Origin of the sequence: Massilia mucilaginosa, from assembly GCF_011682145.1 — a bacterium.
Lineage (GTDB): Bacteria > Pseudomonadota > Gammaproteobacteria > Burkholderiales > Burkholderiaceae_D > Telluria_A > Telluria_A mucilaginosa.
The window spans coordinates 1-21,411 of the sequence record NZ_WHJH01000011.1; the positions used below are offsets into that span (position 1 = coordinate 1).

General features: G+C 64.7%; 22 protein-coding genes and 1 tRNA gene. 8 read left to right on the top strand and 15 right to left on the bottom strand.

Translation table 11 applies throughout. From position 1 onward, the window contains the following. Positions 1-178: 178 nt before the first annotated feature. Together F2P45_RS11760 and F2P45_RS11765 are read left to right on the top strand one after the other, a co-directional pair. A complete protein-coding gene (locus F2P45_RS11760) occupies positions 179-2,131 on the top strand; it encodes a PAS domain S-box protein (protein ID WP_166874598.1) in 1,953 nt (650 codons plus the stop codon). An 84-nt stretch (positions 2,132-2,215) separates the two neighbouring features. After that, positions 2,216-2,647: a group I truncated hemoglobin gene (locus tag F2P45_RS11765; protein WP_166874601.1), complete on the top strand. Its 432-nt coding sequence runs from the start codon at positions 2,216-2,218 to the stop codon at positions 2,645-2,647. Positions 2,648-2,703: 56 nt separating this feature from the next. Here the strand turns inward: F2P45_RS11765 and F2P45_RS11770 are convergent, their stop codons facing one another. Further along, the gene (locus F2P45_RS11770; RefSeq protein WP_166874604.1) at positions 2,704-3,408 is read right to left on the bottom strand and encodes an anti-sigma factor; all 705 of its coding nucleotides are present in this window, start codon (positions 3,406-3,408) and stop codon (positions 2,704-2,706) included. After that, positions 3,405-3,995, bottom strand: coding sequence for a sigma-70 family RNA polymerase sigma factor (locus F2P45_RS11775; RefSeq protein WP_166874607.1), 591 nt, complete (start codon positions 3,993-3,995; stop codon positions 3,405-3,407). The genes F2P45_RS11770 and F2P45_RS11775 overlap by 4 nt, the downstream gene beginning before the upstream one ends. A 217-nt stretch (positions 3,996-4,212) precedes the next feature. Here F2P45_RS11775 and F2P45_RS11780 point away from each other — a divergent pair, with 217 nt between their 5' ends. Beyond that, positions 4,213-5,094, top strand: coding sequence for a DUF3034 family protein (locus F2P45_RS11780; protein ID WP_229505050.1), 882 nt, complete (start codon positions 4,213-4,215; stop codon positions 5,092-5,094). A gap of 69 nt (positions 5,095-5,163) precedes the next feature. Here the strand turns inward: F2P45_RS11780 and F2P45_RS11785 are convergent, their stop codons facing one another. From F2P45_RS11785 to F2P45_RS11805, 5 genes are all read right to left on the bottom strand, one after another. Beyond that, a complete protein-coding gene (locus F2P45_RS11785) occupies positions 5,164-5,718 on the bottom strand; it encodes a peroxiredoxin family protein (RefSeq protein ID WP_229505041.1) in 555 nt (184 codons plus the stop codon). Positions 5,719-5,785: 67 nt separating this feature from the next. Next, complete coding sequence (locus tag F2P45_RS11790) at positions 5,786-6,424, bottom strand: BON domain-containing protein (protein WP_166874616.1); 639 nt, start codon at positions 6,422-6,424, stop codon at positions 5,786-5,788. Further along, entirely contained in the window at positions 6,417-7,013 is a 597-nt protein-coding gene (locus F2P45_RS11795) for a phosphoheptose isomerase (RefSeq protein ID WP_054265336.1), read from the bottom strand. Before F2P45_RS11795 ends, F2P45_RS11790 begins: the two co-directional genes overlap by 8 nt. A gap of 68 nt (positions 7,014-7,081) precedes the next feature. Next, a complete protein-coding gene (locus F2P45_RS11800) occupies positions 7,082-7,441 on the bottom strand; it encodes a YraN family protein (protein ID WP_166874618.1) in 360 nt (119 codons plus the stop codon). A gap of 1 nt (position 7,442) precedes the next feature. Then, positions 7,443-8,720, bottom strand: a complete 1,278-nt coding sequence (locus tag F2P45_RS11805; protein ID WP_229505042.1) for a penicillin-binding protein activator — start codon at positions 8,718-8,720, stop codon at positions 7,443-7,445. Positions 8,721-8,732: 12 nt separating this feature from the next. On the opposite strand from F2P45_RS11805, the gene rsmI reads away from it, so the two are divergent. The 3 genes from rsmI (at position 8,733) to F2P45_RS11820 (ending at position 11,791) form a co-directional block, all read left to right on the top strand. Then, complete coding sequence (gene rsmI, locus F2P45_RS11810; RefSeq protein ID WP_166874621.1) at positions 8,733-9,644, top strand: 16S rRNA (cytidine(1402)-2'-O)-methyltransferase; 912 nt, start codon at positions 8,733-8,735, stop codon at positions 9,642-9,644. 298 nt (positions 9,645-9,942) lie between these two features. Continuing rightward, the gene (locus F2P45_RS11815; RefSeq protein ID WP_188130135.1) at positions 9,943-10,731 is read left to right on the top strand and encodes an alpha/beta fold hydrolase; all 789 of its coding nucleotides are present in this window, start codon (positions 9,943-9,945) and stop codon (positions 10,729-10,731) included. A gap of 55 nt (positions 10,732-10,786) precedes the next feature. Further along, positions 10,787-11,791, top strand: coding sequence for an alpha/beta hydrolase (locus F2P45_RS11820; RefSeq protein ID WP_166874624.1), 1,005 nt, complete (start codon positions 10,787-10,789; stop codon positions 11,789-11,791). A 43-nt stretch (positions 11,792-11,834) separates the two neighbouring features. On the opposite strand, the gene F2P45_RS11825 is transcribed toward F2P45_RS11820, so the two are convergent. Next, positions 11,835-12,494: a hypothetical protein gene (locus F2P45_RS11825; protein WP_166874627.1), complete on the bottom strand. Its 660-nt coding sequence runs from the start codon at positions 12,492-12,494 to the stop codon at positions 11,835-11,837. A 76-nt stretch (positions 12,495-12,570) separates the two neighbouring features. Between F2P45_RS11825 and F2P45_RS11830 the strand changes: the two genes are divergently transcribed. Beyond that, positions 12,571-12,647 (top strand) — tRNA-Pro (locus tag F2P45_RS11830). Between the two features lie 76 nt (positions 12,648-12,723). Here F2P45_RS11830 and F2P45_RS11835 read toward each other — a convergent pair. Beyond that, the gene (locus F2P45_RS11835) at positions 12,724-13,239 is read right to left on the bottom strand and encodes a cupin domain-containing protein (RefSeq protein WP_166874630.1); all 516 of its coding nucleotides are present in this window, start codon (positions 13,237-13,239) and stop codon (positions 12,724-12,726) included. A gap of 110 nt (positions 13,240-13,349) precedes the next feature. Between F2P45_RS11835 and F2P45_RS11840 the strand changes: the two genes are divergently transcribed. Then, positions 13,350-14,246, top strand: coding sequence for a LysR family transcriptional regulator (locus F2P45_RS11840; RefSeq protein ID WP_166874633.1), 897 nt, complete (start codon positions 13,350-13,352; stop codon positions 14,244-14,246). Positions 14,247-14,250: 4 nt separating this feature from the next. Here the strand turns inward: F2P45_RS11840 and F2P45_RS11845 are convergent, their stop codons facing one another. From F2P45_RS11845 to bioF, 6 genes are all read right to left on the bottom strand, one after another. Beyond that, the gene (locus F2P45_RS11845) at positions 14,251-15,162 is read right to left on the bottom strand and encodes a hydroxymethylglutaryl-CoA lyase (RefSeq protein ID WP_166874636.1); all 912 of its coding nucleotides are present in this window, start codon (positions 15,160-15,162) and stop codon (positions 14,251-14,253) included. A 35-nt stretch (positions 15,163-15,197) separates the two neighbouring features. Continuing rightward, entirely contained in the window at positions 15,198-16,127 is a 930-nt protein-coding gene (locus tag F2P45_RS11850) for a 2-hydroxyacid dehydrogenase (RefSeq protein ID WP_166874639.1), read from the bottom strand. A gap of 41 nt (positions 16,128-16,168) precedes the next feature. Further along, positions 16,169-18,211: an acetyl/propionyl/methylcrotonyl-CoA carboxylase subunit alpha gene (locus F2P45_RS11855; RefSeq protein WP_166874642.1), complete on the bottom strand. Its 2,043-nt coding sequence runs from the start codon at positions 18,209-18,211 to the stop codon at positions 16,169-16,171. 164 nt (positions 18,212-18,375) lie between these two features. Further along, positions 18,376-19,404, bottom strand: a complete 1,029-nt coding sequence (gene bioB / locus F2P45_RS11860) for a biotin synthase BioB (protein WP_166874646.1) — start codon at positions 19,402-19,404, stop codon at positions 18,376-18,378. A 16-nt stretch (positions 19,405-19,420) separates the two neighbouring features. Beyond that, positions 19,421-20,227 carry a dethiobiotin synthase gene (gene bioD / locus F2P45_RS11865; RefSeq protein ID WP_166874649.1) on the bottom strand — a complete coding sequence of 269 codons (807 nt, stop codon included), beginning with the start codon at positions 20,225-20,227 and terminating at the stop codon, positions 19,421-19,423. A 1-nt stretch (position 20,228) separates the two neighbouring features. After that, a complete protein-coding gene (gene bioF, locus F2P45_RS11870; RefSeq protein WP_166874652.1) occupies positions 20,229-21,410 on the bottom strand; it encodes an 8-amino-7-oxononanoate synthase in 1,182 nt (393 codons plus the stop codon). Position 21,411: the final 1 nt, after the last annotated feature.

A 21,411-nucleotide genomic window follows, 5' to 3' on the forward strand; every position in this document is an offset into this window, starting at 1 on the left:
AGGCACGAATCGTTTGCCCGGATTCGGCCTGCGCCTGCAGGCGCGCCGGCCAGAGTTCGTGCTTCGTTGGCTCTTGCATGTTCGTGACTCCTGAGTTGATGGAGTACCGATTCTGGATGCCGAAAATTAGCAATGGAAGGTGGGGTAAATAGACCGCTTACTCTCGACCAAGCGCGACATGACGCAGGCCAAGGCCGCGCGCGACACCCTGCTGATCGAAGCGAAGTTCCGCGACCTGCTCGAATCGACCCCGGACAGCATCATCATGGCCAACCCGACCGGCACCATCGTGCTGGCCAACGCCCAGGCCGAGCGCCTGTTCGGCTACGAAAGGGGCGAACTGAACGGCAAGCTGATCGAAGTCCTGCTGCCGGCCCGCTTCCAGCACGGCCACGTGGGGCACCGCTCGCGCTACTTCGAGCAGTCGCGCACGCGCACCATGGGTGCCGGGCTGGAGCTGTACGGCGTGCGCAAGGACGCGATCGAGTTCCCGGTCGAAATCAGTCTTTCGCCGATCAGCACGGATGCCGGGGCCTTCGTCATCAGCGCGATTCGCGATGTGGGCGAGCGCAAGAAGGCCGAACAGAAATTTCGCGGCCTGCTCGAATCGGCGCCGGACGCGATCGTGATCGTCAACCGCGACGGCGAAATCGTGCTGGTCAATTCGCAGACCGAAAACCTGTTCGGCTATCCGCGCAGCGAGCTGCTCGGCAAGAAAGTCGAGATCCTGATCCCGCAGCGCTTCGCCGGCCAGCATCCGCATTTCCGCACCAGCTTTTCGGCCGAGCCGCGCCCGCGCTCGATGGGCGCCGGGCTGGAACTGTACGGCTTGCGCCGCGACGGCACCGAGTTTCCGGTCGAAATCAGTCTCTCGCCGCTGGAAACCGAGGACGGCGTGCTGGTCTCGTCGGCGATTCGCGACATCACCGATCGCAAGCGCATCGAACGCGCCCTCAACGACAAGAAGGTCGAGCTCGAACGCGCCAACCAGGCCAAGGATTTGTTCCTGACCAGCATGTCGCACGAGCTGCGTACCCCGCTCAACGCCATTCTCGGCTTCGCCCAGCTGCTGGCCAACGAATCGCTGCCGTCCACCGCCGTGCAAAAGCGCAGCTTCGTGCGTAATATCCTGACGGCCGGCGAGCACCTGCTGACCCTGATCAACGAAATCCTCGACCTCGCCAAGATCGAATCGGGCACCCTGAGCGTGTCGCTCGAAGCGGTGATGCTGTCCGGCGTGCTGGACGAAGTGCAGGCCATGGTGGGCGACAGCGCCACCCAGCGCGGCATCCGCATGGTGTTCCCCAGGCCCGAGCCGCTGACGGTGGTGGCCGACCACACGCGCCTCAAGCAGATCATGCTGAACCTGCTGTCGAACGCCATCAAGTACAACCGCGAGCAGGGCGTGGTGGTGGTCAACGTCAACCTGATCGGCCCGGCGCGGGTGCGCATGTCGGTGCAGGATACCGGCAAGGGCTTGCGTCCCGACCAGCTCAGCGCCCTGTTCCAGCCGTTCAACCGGCTCGGCCAGGAAGGCGGCAGCGAAGAAGGCACCGGCATCGGGCTGGTGGTGACCAAGCGCCTGGTCGAGCTGATGGGCGGCACCATGGGAGTGTCGAGCACGGCCGGTATCGGCAGCGTGTTCTGGATCGAGCTGGAACTGAGCGGCAATGCCCCTATGGTGCAGGGCGTGGCCGCCGCGCCCGCGCCGCGCGCCCTGCCGGCCGTGGCCGAGGGCGACCCGTCGGTGTCGACCCTGCTGTACGTGGAAGACAATCCGGCCAACCTGATGCTGGTCGAAGAAATCGTCGGCTTCCGGCCCGACCTGGCGCTGATTTCCGCGCCCAGCGCCGAGCTTGGCATTGCACTGGCGCAGAGTTACCTGCCGCACGTGATCCTGATGGACATCAACCTGCCCGGCATGGATGGGTACGAAGCGCAGCGCCTGCTGCGCAACGACCCGCGCACGGCGCACATTCCGGTCATTGCGCTCAGCGCGAATGCGATGGAGCGCGACGTCAAGCGCAGCATTGCCGCCGGTTTTTTTGCGTACCTGACCAAGCCGATCGATATCGACGCCTTCACGGCGGCGGTGGACCGGGCGCTGGCGCCTGCGGCCGCGCCCGATTAGGCGCGTGGTTTTACGGCACAGCTGTTGCGGCGGATGCGATTCATTGTTAATTTCAACGCGCTGTTAACCCTGATCGGAGAGAGAATGAAAACGCTGTCTCAGCTTGTTTGCATCGGCACGCTGGCGCTGGCGACCGGCTGCGTCCACAGTCCCGCCACCGGCGACAGCACCTACCAGGGGCTCGGCGGCCAGGGCGGAATCAAGAAGATCGTGGACACCTTCGTGCCGATCATCATGGCGGACGCGCGCATCAAGGAATCGTTCAAGGATACCGACCTGAAGAACCTGTCGATGCGGCTGGAAGAGCAGTTTTGCGCATTGTCCGGCGGCCCGTGCAAGTACAAGGGCAAGGACATGAAAGATATTCACGACGGCTTGAACATCACCAACGCCCAGTTCAACGCCCTGGCCGAGGATTTGCAGGCGGCCATGGACAAGCATGGCGTGGCGCCGGCGGTGCAGAACAAGCTGGTGGCCAAGCTGGCGCCGATGCAGAAGGATATTGTGACGAAGTAGCGCGCCGCCGGCAGCATCCGTCGTTTCCGGCAATGCCAGAAACGACGGCGCCAACGTTACAACCTTACCCAGTTACCCTTGTACACAATCGGCCCGGTCGGTCCATTCGGGTCCGGCGAGCCGCCCTTCGGCTCCAGGGTCACCGCCAGCACCGCGATATCGTCGCTGATCGCATTTTCCGTCAACGTAAACCGGCCCTTGTTGTCAGCCAAAACCCCCAGCGAACGCGGTTTGCCCGACTTCGGCACCGCCCACAGATGCAGGCTCTTGTCGGCCGCAAGCTGGTCGCCGCCCACCACCCGCGCTTCGAGTGCGTGGTGCTTGCGGTCGGCGGTCAGCACCATGGCGGTCTGCGCCTTGTCGTCGCTCAGGGTCGCCACGTACGAAATGACCGGCGCATCGACCGGACGGTTGGTTAACACGACCACCAGCAGCAAGGCCGCCATGGTGGTCGACACCATGCCCAGGCTGCGCCAGAACGCCAGGTTCTCGTTCAGCCAGAAGCGCCAGCCGCCCGCCTTCCCGGCCTTGAGATCGAGACGCCGTTCGATTCCGGTCCACACGCTTTTCGGCGGCTTCACGTCACCGGCAAACTCGGCCATGGGCGCCAGGCGCTGCTGCCATTCGGCGGTGATGTTGCGCAAGTCGGCGTCCTGGTGCATCCAGCCTTCGAAACGGCGCCGCGCGCCGCCCCTGAGCGTGCCCAGCACGTATTCCGCCGCCAGTTTCTGGCGCAGCACGATGTTATGTCGGATGTTCATGTTTGCTCCCGTTTCGCGAGGCAGGTGCGCAGTTTTTCAAGACTGCGCCTGATCCAGGTTTTCACGGTTCCGACTGGTAGCTTCATCTGCTCGGCCACTTCGCTGTGCGACAGGTCGTGGTAATAGGCCAGCGCGACAACCTGGCGATGCATGCCTTCGAGCGCGGACATGCACCACGCCAGCGCTTTCGCATCGCCACTCATCTGCAACGCTTCGATCGGCGTCGCCTGCGGATCCTGTAGAGCATTCATGACTTCACTATCAAACTGTTCCGCATCTATTTCAACCGGGACGTCGCTGCGCCGGAGGTGGTCGAAAGCCTTGTTCCGGACAATGGTCGCCATCCAGGTCATCGGCGCTGCAAGATGGCTCTGGTAGTTCGCGGCATTGTTCCAGATCGCGACATAGCTCTCTTGCAAAACCTCTTCAGCGAGCTCGCGCTTGTGCAATATACGCAGCGCGAAGCCAAACAGTTTCGGCGAAGTTGCATCGTAGAGGGAACGGAAGGCGCCGCCATCGCGTTTGCCGGCTGCCAGAAGCCAGATGCGTAGTTGCTGCGGGTCGAGCGGATTGACGTCGGTGGACACTGAGCGCCTTGAAAGTGGGGTCGGGTGGCCGCGGCGTGGCGCGGAGTGCTCGGTGAGGTTATCCCAAAGCCATACCGGAATACAACAAACTTATTTGCAAAATACAGCAAAATAGTTGAATCCAATCGGGCGCCGTTTGCGTACGCAGTATTGTAAAGACGGCTAACTTTGGTTCGTGCAGCACTTATCACCCTAACGAGGAGAGAATATGCAGATCATGCGCGTGGGTGGCTTGTTCTTGGCGGCAAGTTTGACAGCCGGCACGGCGTACGCACAGGGCCGGCCCGACTTGGGCAAGCTGACCGCGACCGGCGGCGTGAGCCAGCTCGAAGGCGCGGGCGGCGGCGGCCTGACGCCGTGGGCCTTGATCACCGGCTACGGCAGCCGCGACAGCTGGGGCGCGAACGCGCACTACACCGGCGTGCGCACCCAGGATTACACCCTCGACACGGCCGGGGTGGCGCTCGGGCTGGCCGATCGGATCGAACTGTCGCTGGCGCGGCAGCACTTCAAGGGCAGCCTGGCGCCGCTGAACCAGCTCAGCATCAAGCAGGATATCCTGGGCGTGAAGGTGAAACTGGCGGGCGACGCCGTGTACGGGCAGGACAGCCTCACCCCGCAGATCGCCGTCGGCGCAATGTATAAACGCAACAAGGGCGTGGGCGGGCTGGGGGCGCTGGGCGTGACCAATGTGACGCAGCTGGGCGCGAAGGATGACAGCGGGACCGATGTGTACGTGGCCGCGACCAAGCTGCTGTTGCAGCAGAGTCTGCTGCTGAACGGCACCGTGCGCGCGACCAGGGCCAATCAGATGGGCTTGCTGGGGTTTGGCGGCGACAAGGGCGATTCGTACAAGGCGATGCTGGAAGTGTCGGCCGCGTACATGATCGACCGCCAGCTGGTGGCCGGCGTGGAATACCGCCGCAAGCCGCACAATCTGGGGGTGGACAATGAAAAGGCGTATTACGATGTGTTCGTGGCCTGGTTCCCGAGCAAACATGTGTCGGTGACGGCGGCCTACGCGGTGCTGGGGGATATTACGGTGTTCAACCCGACGCGCCAGCGCGGCGCGTATCTGTCGGTGCAGACGGGGTTTTGAACGCTACCCACCGAACCGACTTCCCGGCATTGCCGGAACCGACTTCCCGCGGAGGCGGGAACGACGAAATCAGCCCGCGATCGTCTTTTCCAGCAACTTATGCAAGGCCGGGAAATCCGGTTCCCCCACATAGCGCTTGATGATCTTGCCATCCTTGTCGATCAAAAACGTGGTCGGCGTCAAGGTCACATCCCCGAACGCCTTGGCAATATCCCCGCCGCTATCGAGCGCCACGGTGAACGGCAAACGGTTGGTCTCGGCATAATTGACCACGTAATTCGGCGCGTCGTACTTCATCGCCACGGCCACGAATTCCATGCCCTGGCCCTTGAACTTGTTGTACGTATCGACCATCTGCGGCATTTCCTTGACGCAGGTTACGCACGAGGTTGCCCAAAAATTGACCATGACCACCTTGCCGCGCAAGCTTTGCGAGCTGATCTTCTGGCCTTTGATGTCGATGAAGGTCACGTCCGGCGCGGGCGTGCTGCGCGCCAGCGAGGAATAGCCGATGGCGGCAATGGCCACCACCGCCGCGCCGATAAGCGCCGGTTTGAGCCAGGAAGTACGGGGCGGAGTCTGGGTGGACATGACGGTGGACACGGGAATGGAACAGAAAGTCATTATAGCCGCGCTGCAAAAACGCTGCCCGCGCGGCCATCCACAGGGGGCTGGACGCCCGCGCGTTGAACTACAGCTGGACCGACGACGAGCGTGGCGAGATCGCCTTGAGTTCCTCGTCGCTGATGTACTCCAGCACTTTGACCACTTTTTTCACGCCCGACACGCCGCGCGCCACATCGGCGGCGACCTGGCCTTCGCGCTGGGTCACGCGGCCCATCAGGAACACGGTGCCGCGCTCGGTGATGACCTTGAACGAGGTTGCCGAAATGGTCTGCATGTCCACCAGGCTGGCCTTGACCTTGGTGGTGATCAGCGAATCGCTCGACCGCGAGGTATAGGTCGCGGGCGAACCGATCTCGAGTTCGTTGATCACGATCGCCACGCCATCGATGTTGGCCACTTCGCGCTCGACCGCCGCCTTCATGGCTTCGTCGCGCACTTCGCCGGTCAGCAGCACCTTGCGGTTGAAGCTGTTGACGTTGATGTGCACGTCTTCACCGGTAATTTTCGGCAAGCGCATGTCGGCCTTGAGCGCAATGGCCTTGTCGTCGGCTTGCGCCCCGAGCGTGCGGCGGTCGGCCGTGGCCACCGCGCCAGCCACGGCGCCGCCCACGAACAGGCCCACGCAGCCCTGCAGGCTGCCCAGCAGGGCCACCGCGACGATGGCCTTGGCCAGCGGACGCATTGCACGTAATGAATCATTCATTCACATCTCCTCCGAACAGCGCGACGTCGATACCGTCGCAAATGCAGTGTATGGTCACCAGGTGGACTTCCTGGATGCGCGCGGTGCGCGCATGCGGTACGCAGATATGCACGTCGGCGTCGGTGAGCATCTTGCCGAGCGCGCCGCCATCCTTGCCGGTCAGCGCCACGATGCGCATTTCACGCTCGAGCGCCGCTTCGACCGCGGCAATCACGTTGGCCGAGTTGCCCGAGGTGGAAATGGCCAGCAGCACGTCGCCGGCCTGGCCGAAGGCTTGCACCTGCTTCGAGAAAATCTCGCGGTAGCTGTAATCGTTGCCCACCGCCGTCATGATCGAGGTATCGGTGGTCAGCGCCAGCGCCGGCAGCGGAAAGCGCTCGCGCTCGAAACGGCCCACCAGCTCGGCCGCGAAGTGCTGGCAGTCGGCAGCCGAACCGCCATTACCGCAAGCAAGAATCTTGTTGCCGTTCGACAAAGCGAAGAACATCAGTTCGATCGCCTGTGAAATGGGTTGAGCCAGGGCAGAAGCCGCCTGAATCTTGAGTTCGGCGCTTTCGTGGAAGTGGGCGAGGATGCGTTGAGTATTCATAGTGGGGGATTATAGTGCAGCAGCCCGCGAACCCGGAGAAGTACGATGAAATTTGCTCCGGTACGCTCTTACAACTGGATGGCGTTGCGCAGCCATTCCATGCGTTCGCCGTCGATGGCGATGACGTCGAAGCGGCACGGCGGCACCTGCGCAAAGCGCAGCAGGTAGGTCTGGGCCGCGCGCACCATGCGGCCAATCTTGGCGGGGGTGATGCTGGCGGCCGCGCCGCCGTGGCTGCTGCTTGCGCGCTGGCGTACTTCGACGAACACCAGTTCCTCGCCGTGGCGCAAAATCAGGTCGATTTCGCCGCCCCGGCAGCGGTAATTCGCTTCCACCAGGCGCAAGCCCTGGCTTGTCAGATAGTCGAGCGCTTTCTGTTCCCACTGCTGGCCCTGGCGCTGCTTGCCGCTCAGCCGGGCCGGCCACATCTTACTGCCCGCCGCCCGACGGCTTGAAGCTGCCGCCCTGGTAGACCGCGGTCGGCTGGACCCGCTCGAAGCGCGCCGGACCATCGCCGAAGCTGACCGACAGCCGTCCCGTCACGCCGTCCATGGTGAACGGCGCGCCCGGATGCAGGGTGATCTCGCGCGCCACGCGAAACGCATCGATGCCGAGCGCGTACAGGCGGTCGAGGTCGAGCGTGCGGCGGCTGGCGTTCCAGCGCGGATACACCATCACGGCAGGATGGTCGGGCTGGACTTCCCACGGCAGGTCGAGCAGGCGCACGCCGTCGAGTTCGGCCAGGGCCTTGCCCGGTTCGGTGCCCGGATTGACCGACGAGGTGCCGTAGGCCGGCACACTGGTGCCGAGCGAGGCGCGTACCTGGCGCAGCTGGTCGGCGTCGAGCGCGGTAAACAGCAGGGTCGGCTGTTCGGCATCGACCCGGTTTCTCAGCTGCGAGATGCCCGATTCGCTCAGGTAACCGTTGGAGGCGGCCAGTTCCACCGTCTGCGACTCGTTGCCCAGCTGCTTCCACTGGGCTGCGAAGGCATTGGCGATGCGGCGCTGCCAGGCGTTGGCGCCGGACACCACCAGTGCGCGCGCACCCGGATGCTCGCTCGCGGCCCACTGGGCCACCTGGCGCGCTTCGTCTTCGATCGACAGGCCCATCACCAGCAGATTGTGCGGCAGCGCGCCGCCGGTGCCGCGACCTTCCGGATGGTTCAGGGCGATGGTCGGCTTGCTGACGGCCACGCCGGCGCCGGCGATCGCGCTTACCGCCGAGCGTGCCAATGGGCCGACCACGATATCGTTCTCCGTCAGCGCGGTGGCATAGGCGGCCAGCACGTCTTGCGGGCTGTCACCGGTTTCGATCAGCTTGACTTCGAAGCCGGTGCGGTCGCGCTCGTAAGCGGCCATGAAACCGGCGCGCAGCGCGCCAGCCGGTGGGCCGAGCGCATCGGAACGCGTGGGCAGCAGCAGGCCGATGCGGGTGGCGGGTTTGCTGTCAACGGCCAGGTCGGCCGCGCGCGGATTTCCGCTGGGAACGCTGGCGCCGGGCGGCGCGTCGACCGGCATGGTCTCGACCTCGGCTTCCGGGATGACCGGTGCGATGATTTCCGGCGCACGCGGCGGGACCGGTGCGACGCTTGTGTTTGGCTCGATAGGCGCGCACAATCCCCCCGGCCTGTCGCAGGGCGTGCTGCAGGCACTCAACATCGTGAGCGCACTAACGGCGAACAGGCCCTTCAGACTTTTAATCAGCATTACCACTCCCAAATGACAGAATTCCAGACCAGTCCGATCGCCCAGCTTCCCGTCATTGGCGAGGCCGTGCATCAGTCCTATCCTACAGCAACCCTGTATATCGTGGCTACTCCCATCGGCAACGTCACCGACATCACCGTGCGCGCCTTGCACGTGCTGTCGCTGGTCGACGCGGTCGCTTGCGAAGACACGCGCAACACCGGCAATCTGCTGACCCGCTTCGGCCTGTCGCGCCCGATGATCGCCGCGCACCAGCACAACGAACGCGAAGTGGCCGACAAGCTGATCGCGCGCCTGCAGGCCGGCGAGCGCATCGCGCTGGTGTCGGATGCCGGCACGCCGGGCGTCTCCGACCCGGGCGCGCGCATTGTCGACGCTGTGCGCGCCGCCGGCCTGCGCGTGGTGCCGGTGCCGGGTGCTTCGGCGGCGGTGACGGCGCTCTCGGCCAGCGGGCTGGTCAACGACCAGTTCTATTTCGTGGGCTTCCTGCCGGCCAAGGCCAAGCAGCGCGAAACCGCCCTGCAAAAACTGCTGACGGTCGGCGCGACCATGGTGTTCTATGAAGCGCCGCACCGCATTCTCGATTGCGTGGAAGCGCTGGCCGGCGTGTTCGAGCCGGCGCGCCAGGTCGTGTTCGCGCGCGAGCTGACCAAGCTGTTCGAAGAAATCCATCGTTGCCCCTTGTCCGAGGCGCTGGCCTGGGTCAAGGCCGATGCGCACCGCGAAAAGGGCGAGTACGTGGTGCTGCTCGAAGGCGCGCAGGCCGAGGGCGATGCGGAGGAAGCCGAGGCCGAGCGCATCCTCAATATCTTGCTGGCCGAGTGTTCGGTCAAGCAGGCCGCCAACCTGACCGCGCAAATTACCGGGCGCAAGAAGAATGCCCTGTACGACCGCGCGCTCGAAATCAAGGGCCAGCAGGACTGATCTGCATCAATCGCACTTTCGCGTCATCGCCATTGTCCAAGCGTGACGCGGGCTGCTTCGAACCAACCGTCGTGCAAGTCGTCTCGGGGGACTATGCCCGGCGGCTGCCGCGGAGCAGCGCGCGTACCGGCGGCGCTCGAACATTCGGCCGATAAGAATTCTTTAAAAAATAGCTTGCTATTCGATAGTGCACTACTTATACTTCTTCACATGGACGGCAAACAAACAAACCGCCTGATGCAAAATGTAGTGCACTATACAATAGCCAACTAACTTAAATCTTTGAAAAGGAAACATCATGAAAGCCATCAACACCATCGCCCTCGCCCTGTCGATCACCGCCGCAGCCGCAGCAACCCCGGCACTGGCAGCGCCAGTCGCCGTCAAGCCAACCGTCATCCTGGTGCATGGCGCCTTTGCCGACGCAGGCAGCTGGAACGGCGTGGCCGCCAAGCTGCGCGCCGACGGCTACAGCGTGATCGGCGCGGCCAACCCGCTGCGCAGCGTCAAGGGCGACGCCAGCGTGGTGTCCGACATCGTCAAGAGCGTCAAGGGCCCGGTGGTGCTGGTCGGTCACTCCTACGGCGGCGCCGTGATCTCGACCGCCGCCAACGGCAACCCGAACGTGAAAAGCCTGGTCTACGTGGCAGCCTTCGCTCCGGACCAGGGCGAGACGGCACTTGAATTGTCCGGCCGCTTCCCCGGCGGCACGCTGGGTCAGGCGCTGGCCGAGCCGGTCTCCATCGCTGGCGGCGGCAAGGATTTCTACATCCAGCAAGACAAGTTTCATCAACAGTTCGCCGCCGACGTGCCGAAGGCCGATGCCCAGCTGATGGCAATCGCCCAGCGTCCGATCGCCGAAGCCGCGCTGACCGAAGCGTCCGGCGCACCGGCCTGGAAGAACCTGCCGTCGTACTTCATCTACGGCACCGGCGACAAGAACATTCCGGCCGCAGCACTCGGCTTCATGGCCGAACGCGCCAAATCGCGCAAAACGGTTGAAATCAAGGGCGCCTCGCACGTCGTGATGACCTCGAACCCGGCCGCCGTTGCCCGCCTGATCGAAGACGCCGCACAGACCAAGTAAGCCGATCAAATATATAGCTCACTACTTAATAGACATCAAACTAAAAGGAAACACCATGAAATCCGCTCTCGCCCTGACCCTGCTCGCCGCTTCCCTCTCGACCGCCCACGCAGCCAGCCTGCCCGGCGTCGAACGCAACACCGCGCAATTCCTGAAAGCGATCGAAGGCGGCAAGCCGCTCAACCAGATGACGCCCGATGACGCGCGCGCCGTGCTGGTCGGCGCGCAGGCGGGCAGCAAGGTGGCGCTGGCGCCGGCCGATGTGAGCGAAAAGACCGTCACCCTCGACGGCAAGGCGGTCAAGCTGAGCATCGTGCGCCCGGCTGGCGCCAAGGGCAAGATTCCGGCTTTCATGTTCTTCCACGGCGGCGGCTGGGTGCTGGGCGACTATCCGACCCACGAGCGCCTGGTGCGCGACCTGGTGGCCGGTTCCGGCGCGGCGGCGGTGTTCGTCAACTACACGCCGTCGCCGGAAGCGGGCTACGGGGTGGCGGTCAAGCAGGCGTATGCGGCGACCCGCTGGGTGTCCGAGAATGGCGACGCCATCAACGTCGACGGCAAGCGCCTGGCGGTGGCCGGCAACAGCGTGGGCGGCAACATGGCGGCGGTGGTCAGCCTGATGGCCAAGGACCAGGGCGCCCCCAAGCTGCGGGCCCAGGTGCTGATGTGGCCCGTGACCGACGCCAACTTCGATACGCCGTCGTACAAGCAGTTCGCCGACGGCCACTTTCTGACCCGCGACCTGATGGTCTGGTTCTGGGACCACTACACCAAGGATGCGAGCGCCCGCAAGGAGATCTACGCTTCGCCCCTGCAAGCGAGCAACGCGCAACTGCAAGGCTTGCCGCCGACCTTGATCCAGACCGCCGAATTCGACGTGCTGCGCGACGAAGGCGAAGCCTATGCCCGCAAGCTCGACGCGGCTGGGGTGGATGTGAAAAGCGTGCGCTACAACGGCATGATCCACGACTTCGGGCTGCTCAACGCGCTGGCCACCTTGCCGGGTACCCGCAGCGCACTTGAGCAAGCGTCGCAGGAATTGAAGCTGCGCTTGAAATAGGCAGTCGTGACCGGGCCTGCGCCAGACAGAACCGGTCGATTATCTACCACTTGCACCCGCTGTCCTTCTTGTCGAGCAGGAGGACGAGCGGGGCCAGCAATCCGCCGGGAATCCCATCTTTGCAGTCCGCCCGTTTCGCCTGGGCAATCACACGGGCTGCCTTGGTTTCGGTGGCGTACGGTGTGGGTGGAATCTGCGCCACCGCCATGCCGGCGCGCGCCGGGTCCGGTTTGGTGGCGATCTCGCGCGCAAACTTGCGGGCCGCGTCCGGATCGAACTGCGGCGGGCCGGACGGCGGCGCCACCGTGAATGCTCCGGCCGCAGTCGCTTCCGTCTCCGGCAACGCAATCACATCAGGCGCCATGATACTGTCGGCTGGCGCCTCTGTCGCCGCCTCCGCCTGCGCTGTTTTCTCCCTTTCCGCTTTGAACGCTGGCGTCGGTTTCAATGCCGGCTTCGGTTTCACCTCGGGCTCAGTCTTCGGCGCCGCTTCAGGCAGGATCTCCGCCGTCGGCGCGCGCAGCGTTACCACCAGCGCCTCGCGTGGCCCATCGGCATTGTCCTGCCACGGCGGCACCACGCCCTGCCGGTACGCGAACAGCAACAGTCCATGCAAGGCAATGGACACCGCGATGCCGGCACCAATCCGCAGCAAAACGCGGTCATTCACGGCCGGACCATGGGCAGGTGCGTAAAAATTCATCTATTTCTTAGAAAAATGCGAAAAAATCATACTGATCCTTGACCAAGTGCATTCCCTCCGCTATGATTCTTGTCCTCGGAGTGTGGCGCAGCCCGGTAGCGCACCTGGTTTGGGACCAGGGGGTCCAAGGTTCGAATCCTTGTACTCCGACCATGATTTGATATGCAGGCTGATGAAGAAGACCTCATCAGCCTGTCATACTCCCCCGGCAGCATCTCTTCCAGCAACATCATTCTCCGTCCCAGTAGTCGACCGATTGGCCAATGTGGCCTACTGTCCGTTGTGGCAAGGTGTTTGCACCGCCGCCCGCATCGAGCAGCAGTGTCGCATACTTCCCGGAATCGGGAAATTCCACCACTTCCGGCGATTGGTTCGTGCTCAGCGCCAGATAGCGCAACTCCCCCTCCCCTGTATTGATAATCTGATGTGCCGTCTCCTGCCCGCCCGCCGGACACGCAACAATATCGCCCTGCCGCAACGCATAGCTTTCGTCCCCGATCCTGATCAATCCACACCCTTGGACAACGATGAACACCTCTTCGTTCACCCGGTGGTTATGAAAAGGGAAGGCGCGTTTGCCGGGCGCCAGCGCGGTCAGGTTGCAGCCGAGGGCGCGCATGCCGATCAGTTCGCCAATCATCGCCATGCGCGGCGCAAAACGCTCGGCGGCGGCACCGGTGGCCGCGTACTGCGGCGGCAACGCTTGCGGCGCCAGTTGGTCGAGGTTGATGACGGGATGGGGCATGCGGCTCTCCTTTGCATAACGATAAGTCATTATAGAAGTGCGGCGCGGGAAGAAAAACAGCGGCAAGCGTAATACACTGTCAATCTGAATTGACAATCGATCGCCCATTTATGCTGAACCTGAACCGGCTGCAAATGTTCGTCGCCATCGTCGAGACCGGCTCTTTCACCAAGGCCGCGGCCAGCCTGGACGTCACCAAGGCCATGCTGAGCTTCAACCTGAAGCAGCTCGAAGGCGAGCTCGGCGTGTCGCTCCTGACGCGCACCACGCGCCGCATCGCGCTGACCGATGCGGGCCAGCGCTTCTTCGACAGTTGCGTGCAGGTGCTCTCGCAGGCCGAAGCGGCCATCGACGCGGCACGCAGCAGCCATGCGGCGCTCACCGGCACGCTGCGCGTGACCTCGACCGCCGAATACGGCGCGCACATGGTGGTGCCCGCGCTGGCCGCATTCGCGCGCGAGCATGCCGGTTTGAAGGTGGACTTTTCGGCGTCGCCCGGATTGGCGGACCTGGTGTCGGACCGGTTCGACCTGGCGCTGCGTTTGGGCAGCCTGCGCGACTCGACCTATCGCGCGGCGCTGATGGCGCGCTTTGCCACCCTGCCGGTGGCCAGTCCCGATTACCTGGCGCGCCACGCGGCGCTGGAGACGCCGCAGCAGTTGCAGGCGCTCGATGGCATCTTCCACGCGCGTTTTGAAGGGCCGTTAAGCTGGACGCACACGGCCAGCGGCGACAGCGTCGCCACCACGCATTCACGGCAGCGCATCGTCACCGACAACGCCGCCGGCATGCGCAGCTTTGCGCTGGCCGGTGCGGGCGTGGCGATTTTGCCGGAGTGGCTGGTGCAAGATGATATGGCGGCGGGACGCCTTGTGCGGCTACTGCCCGCGTATGCGTTGCCGGAACAGGGCGTGTATGCGGTCTATCCGAACACGCGCCACCTGCCGGCCAAGGTGGCGATGTTCATCGCCTTCCTGCGCGTGTTTCTTGCCAACCGGGAGGCGTGATAGCTTATCCGGCGCGCTTGGCCGCAATCGCATTGCCCGCGCGGCTCGACCCCTTGCGCCCCAGATGCTGCGAAATGAACTGCCCCGCATCGACCACCATATCGAGATCGATTCCGGTTTCGATCCCCAGCCCCTGCATCAGATACAGCACATCCTCGGTCGCCACGTTCCCGGTCGCACCCTTGGCATACGGGCAGCCGCCCAGTCCCGACACCGACGAATGAAAGATCGACACGCCCACTTCCAGGCTGGCATAGATATTCGCCAGCGCCTGCCCGTACGTGTCATGAAAGTGGCCGGAAATCCGGTCCAGATGAAACTCCTGCGCCGCGCGCAGCATCACCGCCTGCGTCTTGCGCGCGGTCGACACGCCAATGGTGTCGGCGATGTCGATCTCGTCGCATCCCAGTTCGCGCATGCGGCCCACCACGTCGGCCACGGCGTCCAGCGACACCTCGCCCTGGTACGGACAGCCGAACGCGCAGCTGATGCTGCCGCGCAGGCGCAGCCCGTGTTCCTTGGCGGCCTTGGCCACGCTCTCGAAGCGCGCAATCGATTCGGCGATCGAGCAGTTGATGTTCTTCTGCGAGAACGCCTCCGAGGCCGACCCGAAAATCACCACTTCGTCAGCCCTGGCCGCCAGCGCCGCGTCAAAGCCCTGCATGTTGGGCGTGAGCGCCGAATAGATGGCGCCGGCGCGGCGCGTGATCCCGGCCATCACCTCGGTGCTGGTCGCCATCTGCGGGACCCACTTGGGCGACACGAACGACGCCGCTTCGATATTCGCAAAGCCGGCGCGCGAAAGGCGGTCGACCAGCTCGATCTTGACGGCGGCGGACACCGACTCCTTTTCGTTTTGCAGGCCGTCGCGCGGCCCCACTTCGACGATCTTGACTTGTTGCGGCAGGGTGCTCATGGCGGTTCCTTGTTCGAAATGTGATACAGGCGCGATTAATACCCGCGTACGCGGTCGACCACGTCGGCCACCGGCTCGCCGCGTTCGAGCGCGCCGATCTTGCCGGCGATCTGCGCCACGCTTTCGCTGCGCAAGGTCAGCGCCGAGATGTGCGGCGTGATGGTGATGCGCGGCTCGTCCCAGAACGGGTGCGGCCCCGGCAGCGGCTCGTTGCGGAACACATCGAGCGTGGCGCCGGAGATATGACCCGAGCGGATCAACGTCAGCAAATCCGGCTCGGCCAGATGCGCGCCACGCGCCACATTGACCACATACGCCCCTTCGGGCAGCTTGGACAGGTTGGCGCGCGCCAGCAGGTTGGTGGTGTCGGGCGTGAGCGGCAGCATGCACACCAGCACCCGCGTGCCGCGCAAGAATGCATCGAGGCCGTCTTCCCCGGCAAAGCAGGTCACGCCGTCGATTTCCTTGTGGCCGCGGCTCCAACCGCGCAGCGGAAAACCGAACTGCGCCAGCGAATCGAGCACGCGCCGCCCCAGCATCCCCATGCCCATCACGCCGACCGTGAACTGCGCCTTGTCGAACTGCGGCAGCGGCGCCCAGACGCCACGCCGCGCCTGCCGTTCGTATTCGTCGAAACGGCGGTAGTAGCGCAGTACCGCGTGCGCCACGTACTCGGCCATCTGGACCGCCATGCCGGCGTCGCCCAGGCGGATGATCGGCACCGGCGGCAGCGCATCGCCGAACTTGAGAATGGCATCCACCCCGGCGCCGGTCAGGAAGATCGCCTTGACCCTGGCCAGCTGGTCGAGCAGCGCCGCCGGCGGCGACCACAGGACCGCGTAATCGCAAGGCGCGCAGGGCACGCCTTCCTGCCAGACCACCACCTCGGCTTGCGGCAGCACGCTGGCGAAATCGCGGACCCACGGCTCGGTAACGCCGTCGGCCCGATGTAGAAGAATGCGCATGCTTGTCTCCACTATGGGTTTCTATTTTTATGGTCTGCTTTTTATGCAGCCTTGAATGCCAACAGCGGTGCGCCGTCGGCGACCTGGTCTCCTACCTGATACAGGATTTCTTCAACCAGCCCGTCGCCTGGTGCGCCGATGGTATGTTCCATCTTCATCGCTTCCATGATGACGAGCGGGTCGCCCTTCTTGACTTGCTGTCCTTTGGTGGCCAGTACCGCCACCACTTTGCCCGGCATCGGCGCGGTCAGGCGCCCGCCTGCGGCTTCGGCTTCGCCGGCGTGCGCCATCGGGTCGTTATAGACCAGCACAAAATGCCGTCCGCCGGTGAACACATGGAAGGTGTCGCCGTCACGCCGCACGGCGCCGTGGATCGAGGTGGCACCGAGCTTGATCGACAGTTCCGCGCCAGCTCGCGCGGTCACCGCCAGTTCGGCGTCGATGCCATTGACCGACAAATCCCACCCGTGCGGGCGGTACGTCAGGCCGACCTTGTAGGCCTTGCTCACTTTCGCCGCCGAGTACTCGTCGCTGAACGAGAGCTGGCGCTGGTAGGCGCTGTTCAGGCGCCAGCCGAGCGCATTGCCCCACGGGTCGGCCGCGTTGTGTGACTGGCCGATCGAAGACTGCTTCTCGGCGCCGGTCAAGGCCACGGCAGCGAGCGCCAGCGCGCCGACCGGCGCCGATTTCGGTGGCGGGAACAGGGTATCGGCATTGCGTTCGATCAGGCCCGTATCCAGGTCGGCAGTCGCAAACGCGGTGCCTTCGACCAGGCGCTTGAGGAAGGCGATATTCGTGGCCAGGCCAACGATCTGGAACTCGGCCAGCGCCTGCGACATGCGCGCCAGCGCCTGCGTGCGGTCCGCGCCCCAGACAATCAGCTTGGCGATCATCGGATCGTAATACGGCGAAATGGCGTCGCCTTCGCGCACGCCCGAATCGATGCGCACCGCCGCCGGGGAGCCGCCCGGGGTGCCGCCGAGCTCAAAGCTGACCGCACCCGGCGTATCCATGTGGCGCAAGGTGCCGATCGACGGCAGGAAGCCTTTTTCAGGATTCTCGGCGTAGATGCGCGCTTCGATTGCATGGCCGTGGATGCCCAGTTCGGCCTGCGTTTTCGGCAGCGTCTGGCCGTTGGCCACGCGCAGCTGCCACTCCACCAGGTCGGTCCCGGTGATCATTTCGGTCACCGGATGCTCGACCTGCAGGCGCGTGTTCATTTCCATGAAGTAGAACGAACCATCCTGGTTGGCGATGAATTCGACCGTGCCCGCGCCCACGTAGCCGACCGCGCGCGCGGCCGCGACCGCAGCCTCGCCCATGGCTGCGCGGCGCTCTGCCGACATGCCCGGCGCCGGCGCTTCTTCCAGCACCTTCTGGTGGCGCCGCTGCACCGAGCAATCGCGCTCGTGCAGGTAGACGCAATTACCGTGGGTGTCGGCGAAGACCTGGATTTCGATGTGGCGTGGACGCAGCAGGTATTTTTCGGCGAGGACCTTGTCGTCGCCGAAGGAGCTGATCGCCTCGCGCTTGCACGAAGCCAGCGCCGCCTTGAAGTCTTCCGATTTTTCGATTACGCGCATGCCCTTGCCGCCGCCGCCGGCGCTGGCCTTGAGCAGCACCGGGTAGCCGATGCGGTCGCCCTGCTTTTGCAAGAAGTCCGGGTCCTGCTCGTCGCCGTGATAACCCGGCACCAGCGGCACGTTGGCCTTTTCCATCAGCGACTTGGCAGCCGACTTGGACCCCATCGCGCGCATGGCCGAACCCGGCGGGCCAATGAACACCAGGCCGACTTCGGCGCAGGCGTCGGCAAACTCCGCGTTCTCGGACAAGAAGCCGTAGCCGGGGTGGATCGCTTCGGCGCCGGTGGCCAGCGCCACGGCGATGATCTTGTCGCCGCACAGATAGCTCTCTTTGGCGGCGGCGGGGCCGATCAGCACAGCTTCATCGCATACCGCGACATGCTTGGCGTTCGCGTCAGCCTCGGAGTACACGGCGACAGTCCTGATGCCCATGCGGCGCGCGGTAGCGGCTACACGGCAAGCGATTTCGCCACGGTTGGCGATGAGGATTTTTGTGAACATGCGTGGGTCTCGATCGATTGTTGTTCTAACGGGAGCCTCGACAAACCTACTGCGCGGCGTCATTGTCGCCTTGCGATGCTCGCCGTACCTTCGTACGACTGCGCTTCTCGGACGAAACTGACGCCGCTCGCTACGGTTTTTCGAGGCCCCCTGGGTTGTTGGGATCAGCCGCCGCAGCTGGCCTTGGGCGCCGATTCCAGGGTCGACGCGCGCGTGACCAGGCCCAGTTTGGCCAGCAGGACGCGGTCATCCTCGGCTTCCGGGTTATCGGTCGTGAGCAGTTTGTCGCCGTAGAAAATCGAATTGGCGCCGGCCAGGAAGCACATCGCCTGCACCGCTTCGCCCATCTGGCGGCGGCCCGCCGACAAGCGCACGCGCGCCTCCGGCATGGTGATGCGCGCCACCGCGATGGTGCGCACGAATTCGAACGGGTCGAGCGGGTCCATGCCGTGCAGCGGCGTGCCTTCGACCTGCACCAGGTGATTGACCGGCACCGATTCCGGGTACGGGTTCAGGTTCGCCAGTTGCGCGATCAGGCCGGCGCGTTGCAGGCGCGATTCGCCCATGCCGACGATGCCGCCGCAGCAGACCTTCAGGCCGGCGCTGCGCACGCGGCCCAGCGTGTCCAGGCGGTCCTGGTATTCGCGGGTCGAGATCACGTTGCTGTAGAACTCGGGCGCGGTATCGAGATTGTGGTTGTAGTAGTCGAGGCCCGCTTCTTTCAGGCGGTCGGCCTGGCCTTCTTCGAGCATGCCGAGGGTGGCGCAGGTTTCCAGGCCCAGTGCTTTGACTTCGCGCACCATCTCTTCGACCTTTTCCATGTCGCGCTCTTTCGGGCTGCGCCAGGCGGCACCCATGCAGAAACGCGTGGCGCCGTTGGCCTTGGCCTGGCGCGCGGCGTCCAGCACCGTGTCGATGCCGAGGATCTTCTTGGCTTCAACGCCGGTGTCGTAGCGCGCCGCCTGGGGGCAGTAGCTGCAGTCTTCCTCGCAGCCGCCGGTCTTGATCGACAACAGCGTGGCCAGTTCGACGTCGCCCGCCGGGAACTGCTTGCGGTGCACGGTCTGGGCCTTGAACATCAGGTCGTTGAACGGCAGCTCGAACAGCGCCAGCACGTCCGCCAGCGGCCAGGTGGCCGTGTCAAGCAGATTGATCGCCGCCGCAGGCGGGTGGAAAGAGAGAGTTTGGGACATCGTGGTTCCTTCAGGTTCAGTCGCGCGCGGACGGCCAGCCAGGCAGCCCCGCGAGATCAATAAATTTGGCCGCTTCGGCAGCCGTCGGCTGGTCGAGGTACGGGATGCGCCCGAGCAGGCGCGCCGGGATGCGTTCGGCCAGCGCGTCGACATTCTCGTCGGCGAAGCGCATGTCCGGGTCGATCTCGTTGACCACCCAGCCGGCCAGCACCAGGCCGCGCGCGATAATCGCTTCGACCGTCAGGAGCGCATGGCTGATGCAGCCAAGGCGCAAACCCACTACCAGGATCACCGGCAGGTTGAGTTGTTCGGCCAGCTGGGCGCTGTCGAAAAGGTCCGAAAACGGTACCCGGAATCCGCCCACGCCCTCGACCACCACGGCATCCGAGGCGGCCGCGATTTCGGCATAGGCGGCGATGATCGGCACCGGTTCGATGGTCACGCCATCGAGTTTGGCGGCGATGTGCGGCGCACAGGCTTCGCGCAGCATGTAGGGGGTGGTGATGTTGACCGGCAGGTGCACGCTGCTCTCGGCGACCAGCATGTCGGCGTCGTCGTTATGCAGTTCGCCGTCGCGCATGGCCGCGCCGGCGGCCACCGGCTTCATGCCGCAGGCGCGCACGCCCCCGGCCACCAGCGTGTGCAGGATCGCGGCCGAGACCAGCGTCTTGCCGATTTCGGTGTCGGTGCCGGTGACAAAACAGCAGAAGCGCGACGGCAGGCCTTCGGCCGCCAGCGACGGCTGCGGCTCGGCCACCAGTACGGGGTCGGCACCCGGCACCGGTTCGGTCACCACGGGTACGATGGGGTCATTGAGGCTCATCTCACGTCCTTTCCAGGTCGTTGAGCACAGCGGCAAGCTGCGCGACTTCTTCATGCGTGTGCGCGGCCGACAGGGTCGCGCGCAGGCGCGCAGTCCCTTCGGGCACGGTCGGAGGTCGGATCGCCGGCACCCACAGGCCGTGGCCGTGCAGGCCGGCGCCGATGCGCAGGACTTCTTCGTTGGTGCCGATCACGATCGCCTGGATCGCGGTGGTCGACGGCACCCGCTGCCAGTGTTTCAGGTCGAGCTGTTCGTCGAAGGCGGCGATCAGCGACGCCAGGTGCGCGCGGCGCGAAGCGCCTTCGTCGCCGCCGATGATGCCGATGCTGGTCAGGAGCGCATGCGCCAGCGCCGGCGGCGCTGCGGTGGTGTAGATGTAGGGCCGGCCGCGCTGGATCATCAGTTCGATCACGCTGGCGTGCGCCGCCACGAACGCGCCGCCCACGCCGGCTGCCTTGCCCAGGGTACCCATGTAGACGATATTCGGCGAGCGCAGGTCGAAGTGTTCCAACGCGCCGCGTCCATGCGCGCCCAGCACGCCGAAGCCATGGGCGTCGTCGATCACCAGCCAGGCGTGGTGTCGCTCGCACAGCGCCAGCAGTTCGGGCAGCGGCGCGATATCGCCATCCATGCTGAAGACGCTGTCGGTGACCACCAGCTTGGCCGTCGCATTGCTGGCGGCGAGCATGGCGCCAAGGGCCGCCAGGTCCGCGTGCGGATACACCTTGACCGAGGCGCGGGCCAGGCGGGCGCCATCGATCAGCGAGGCGTGGTTGAGCGACTCCGAAAAAATCTGGGCGTCGCCATCGGCGCCGAGCGCGGTCAGGATGGCCAGGTTGGCCATGTAGCCGGTGCAAAAACTCAGCGCGCGCGCCGATTCCAGGTGCGGGCCGACGAATTCGGCCAGCCGGTCTTCCAGCCGCTGGTGCGCCACGCTGTGGCCGGAGATCAGATGCGAAGCGCCGCTGCCGGCGCCGTACAGGCTTGCCCCTTCGCGCAGCGCGTCGACCACGCGCGGGTGCGCCGCCAGGCCCAGGTAGTCGTTGCTGGCAAAGGCCAGCAGCGCGCGTCCGCCCACCGTCAGGCGCGGCTTGCACGGGGTTTCGACCACGCGCCGTTCGCGCGTCAGGCTTTGCTCGTCGAGCTGGCGCAGTTGACTCTCGATTGTGTCGATCAGTTTCATC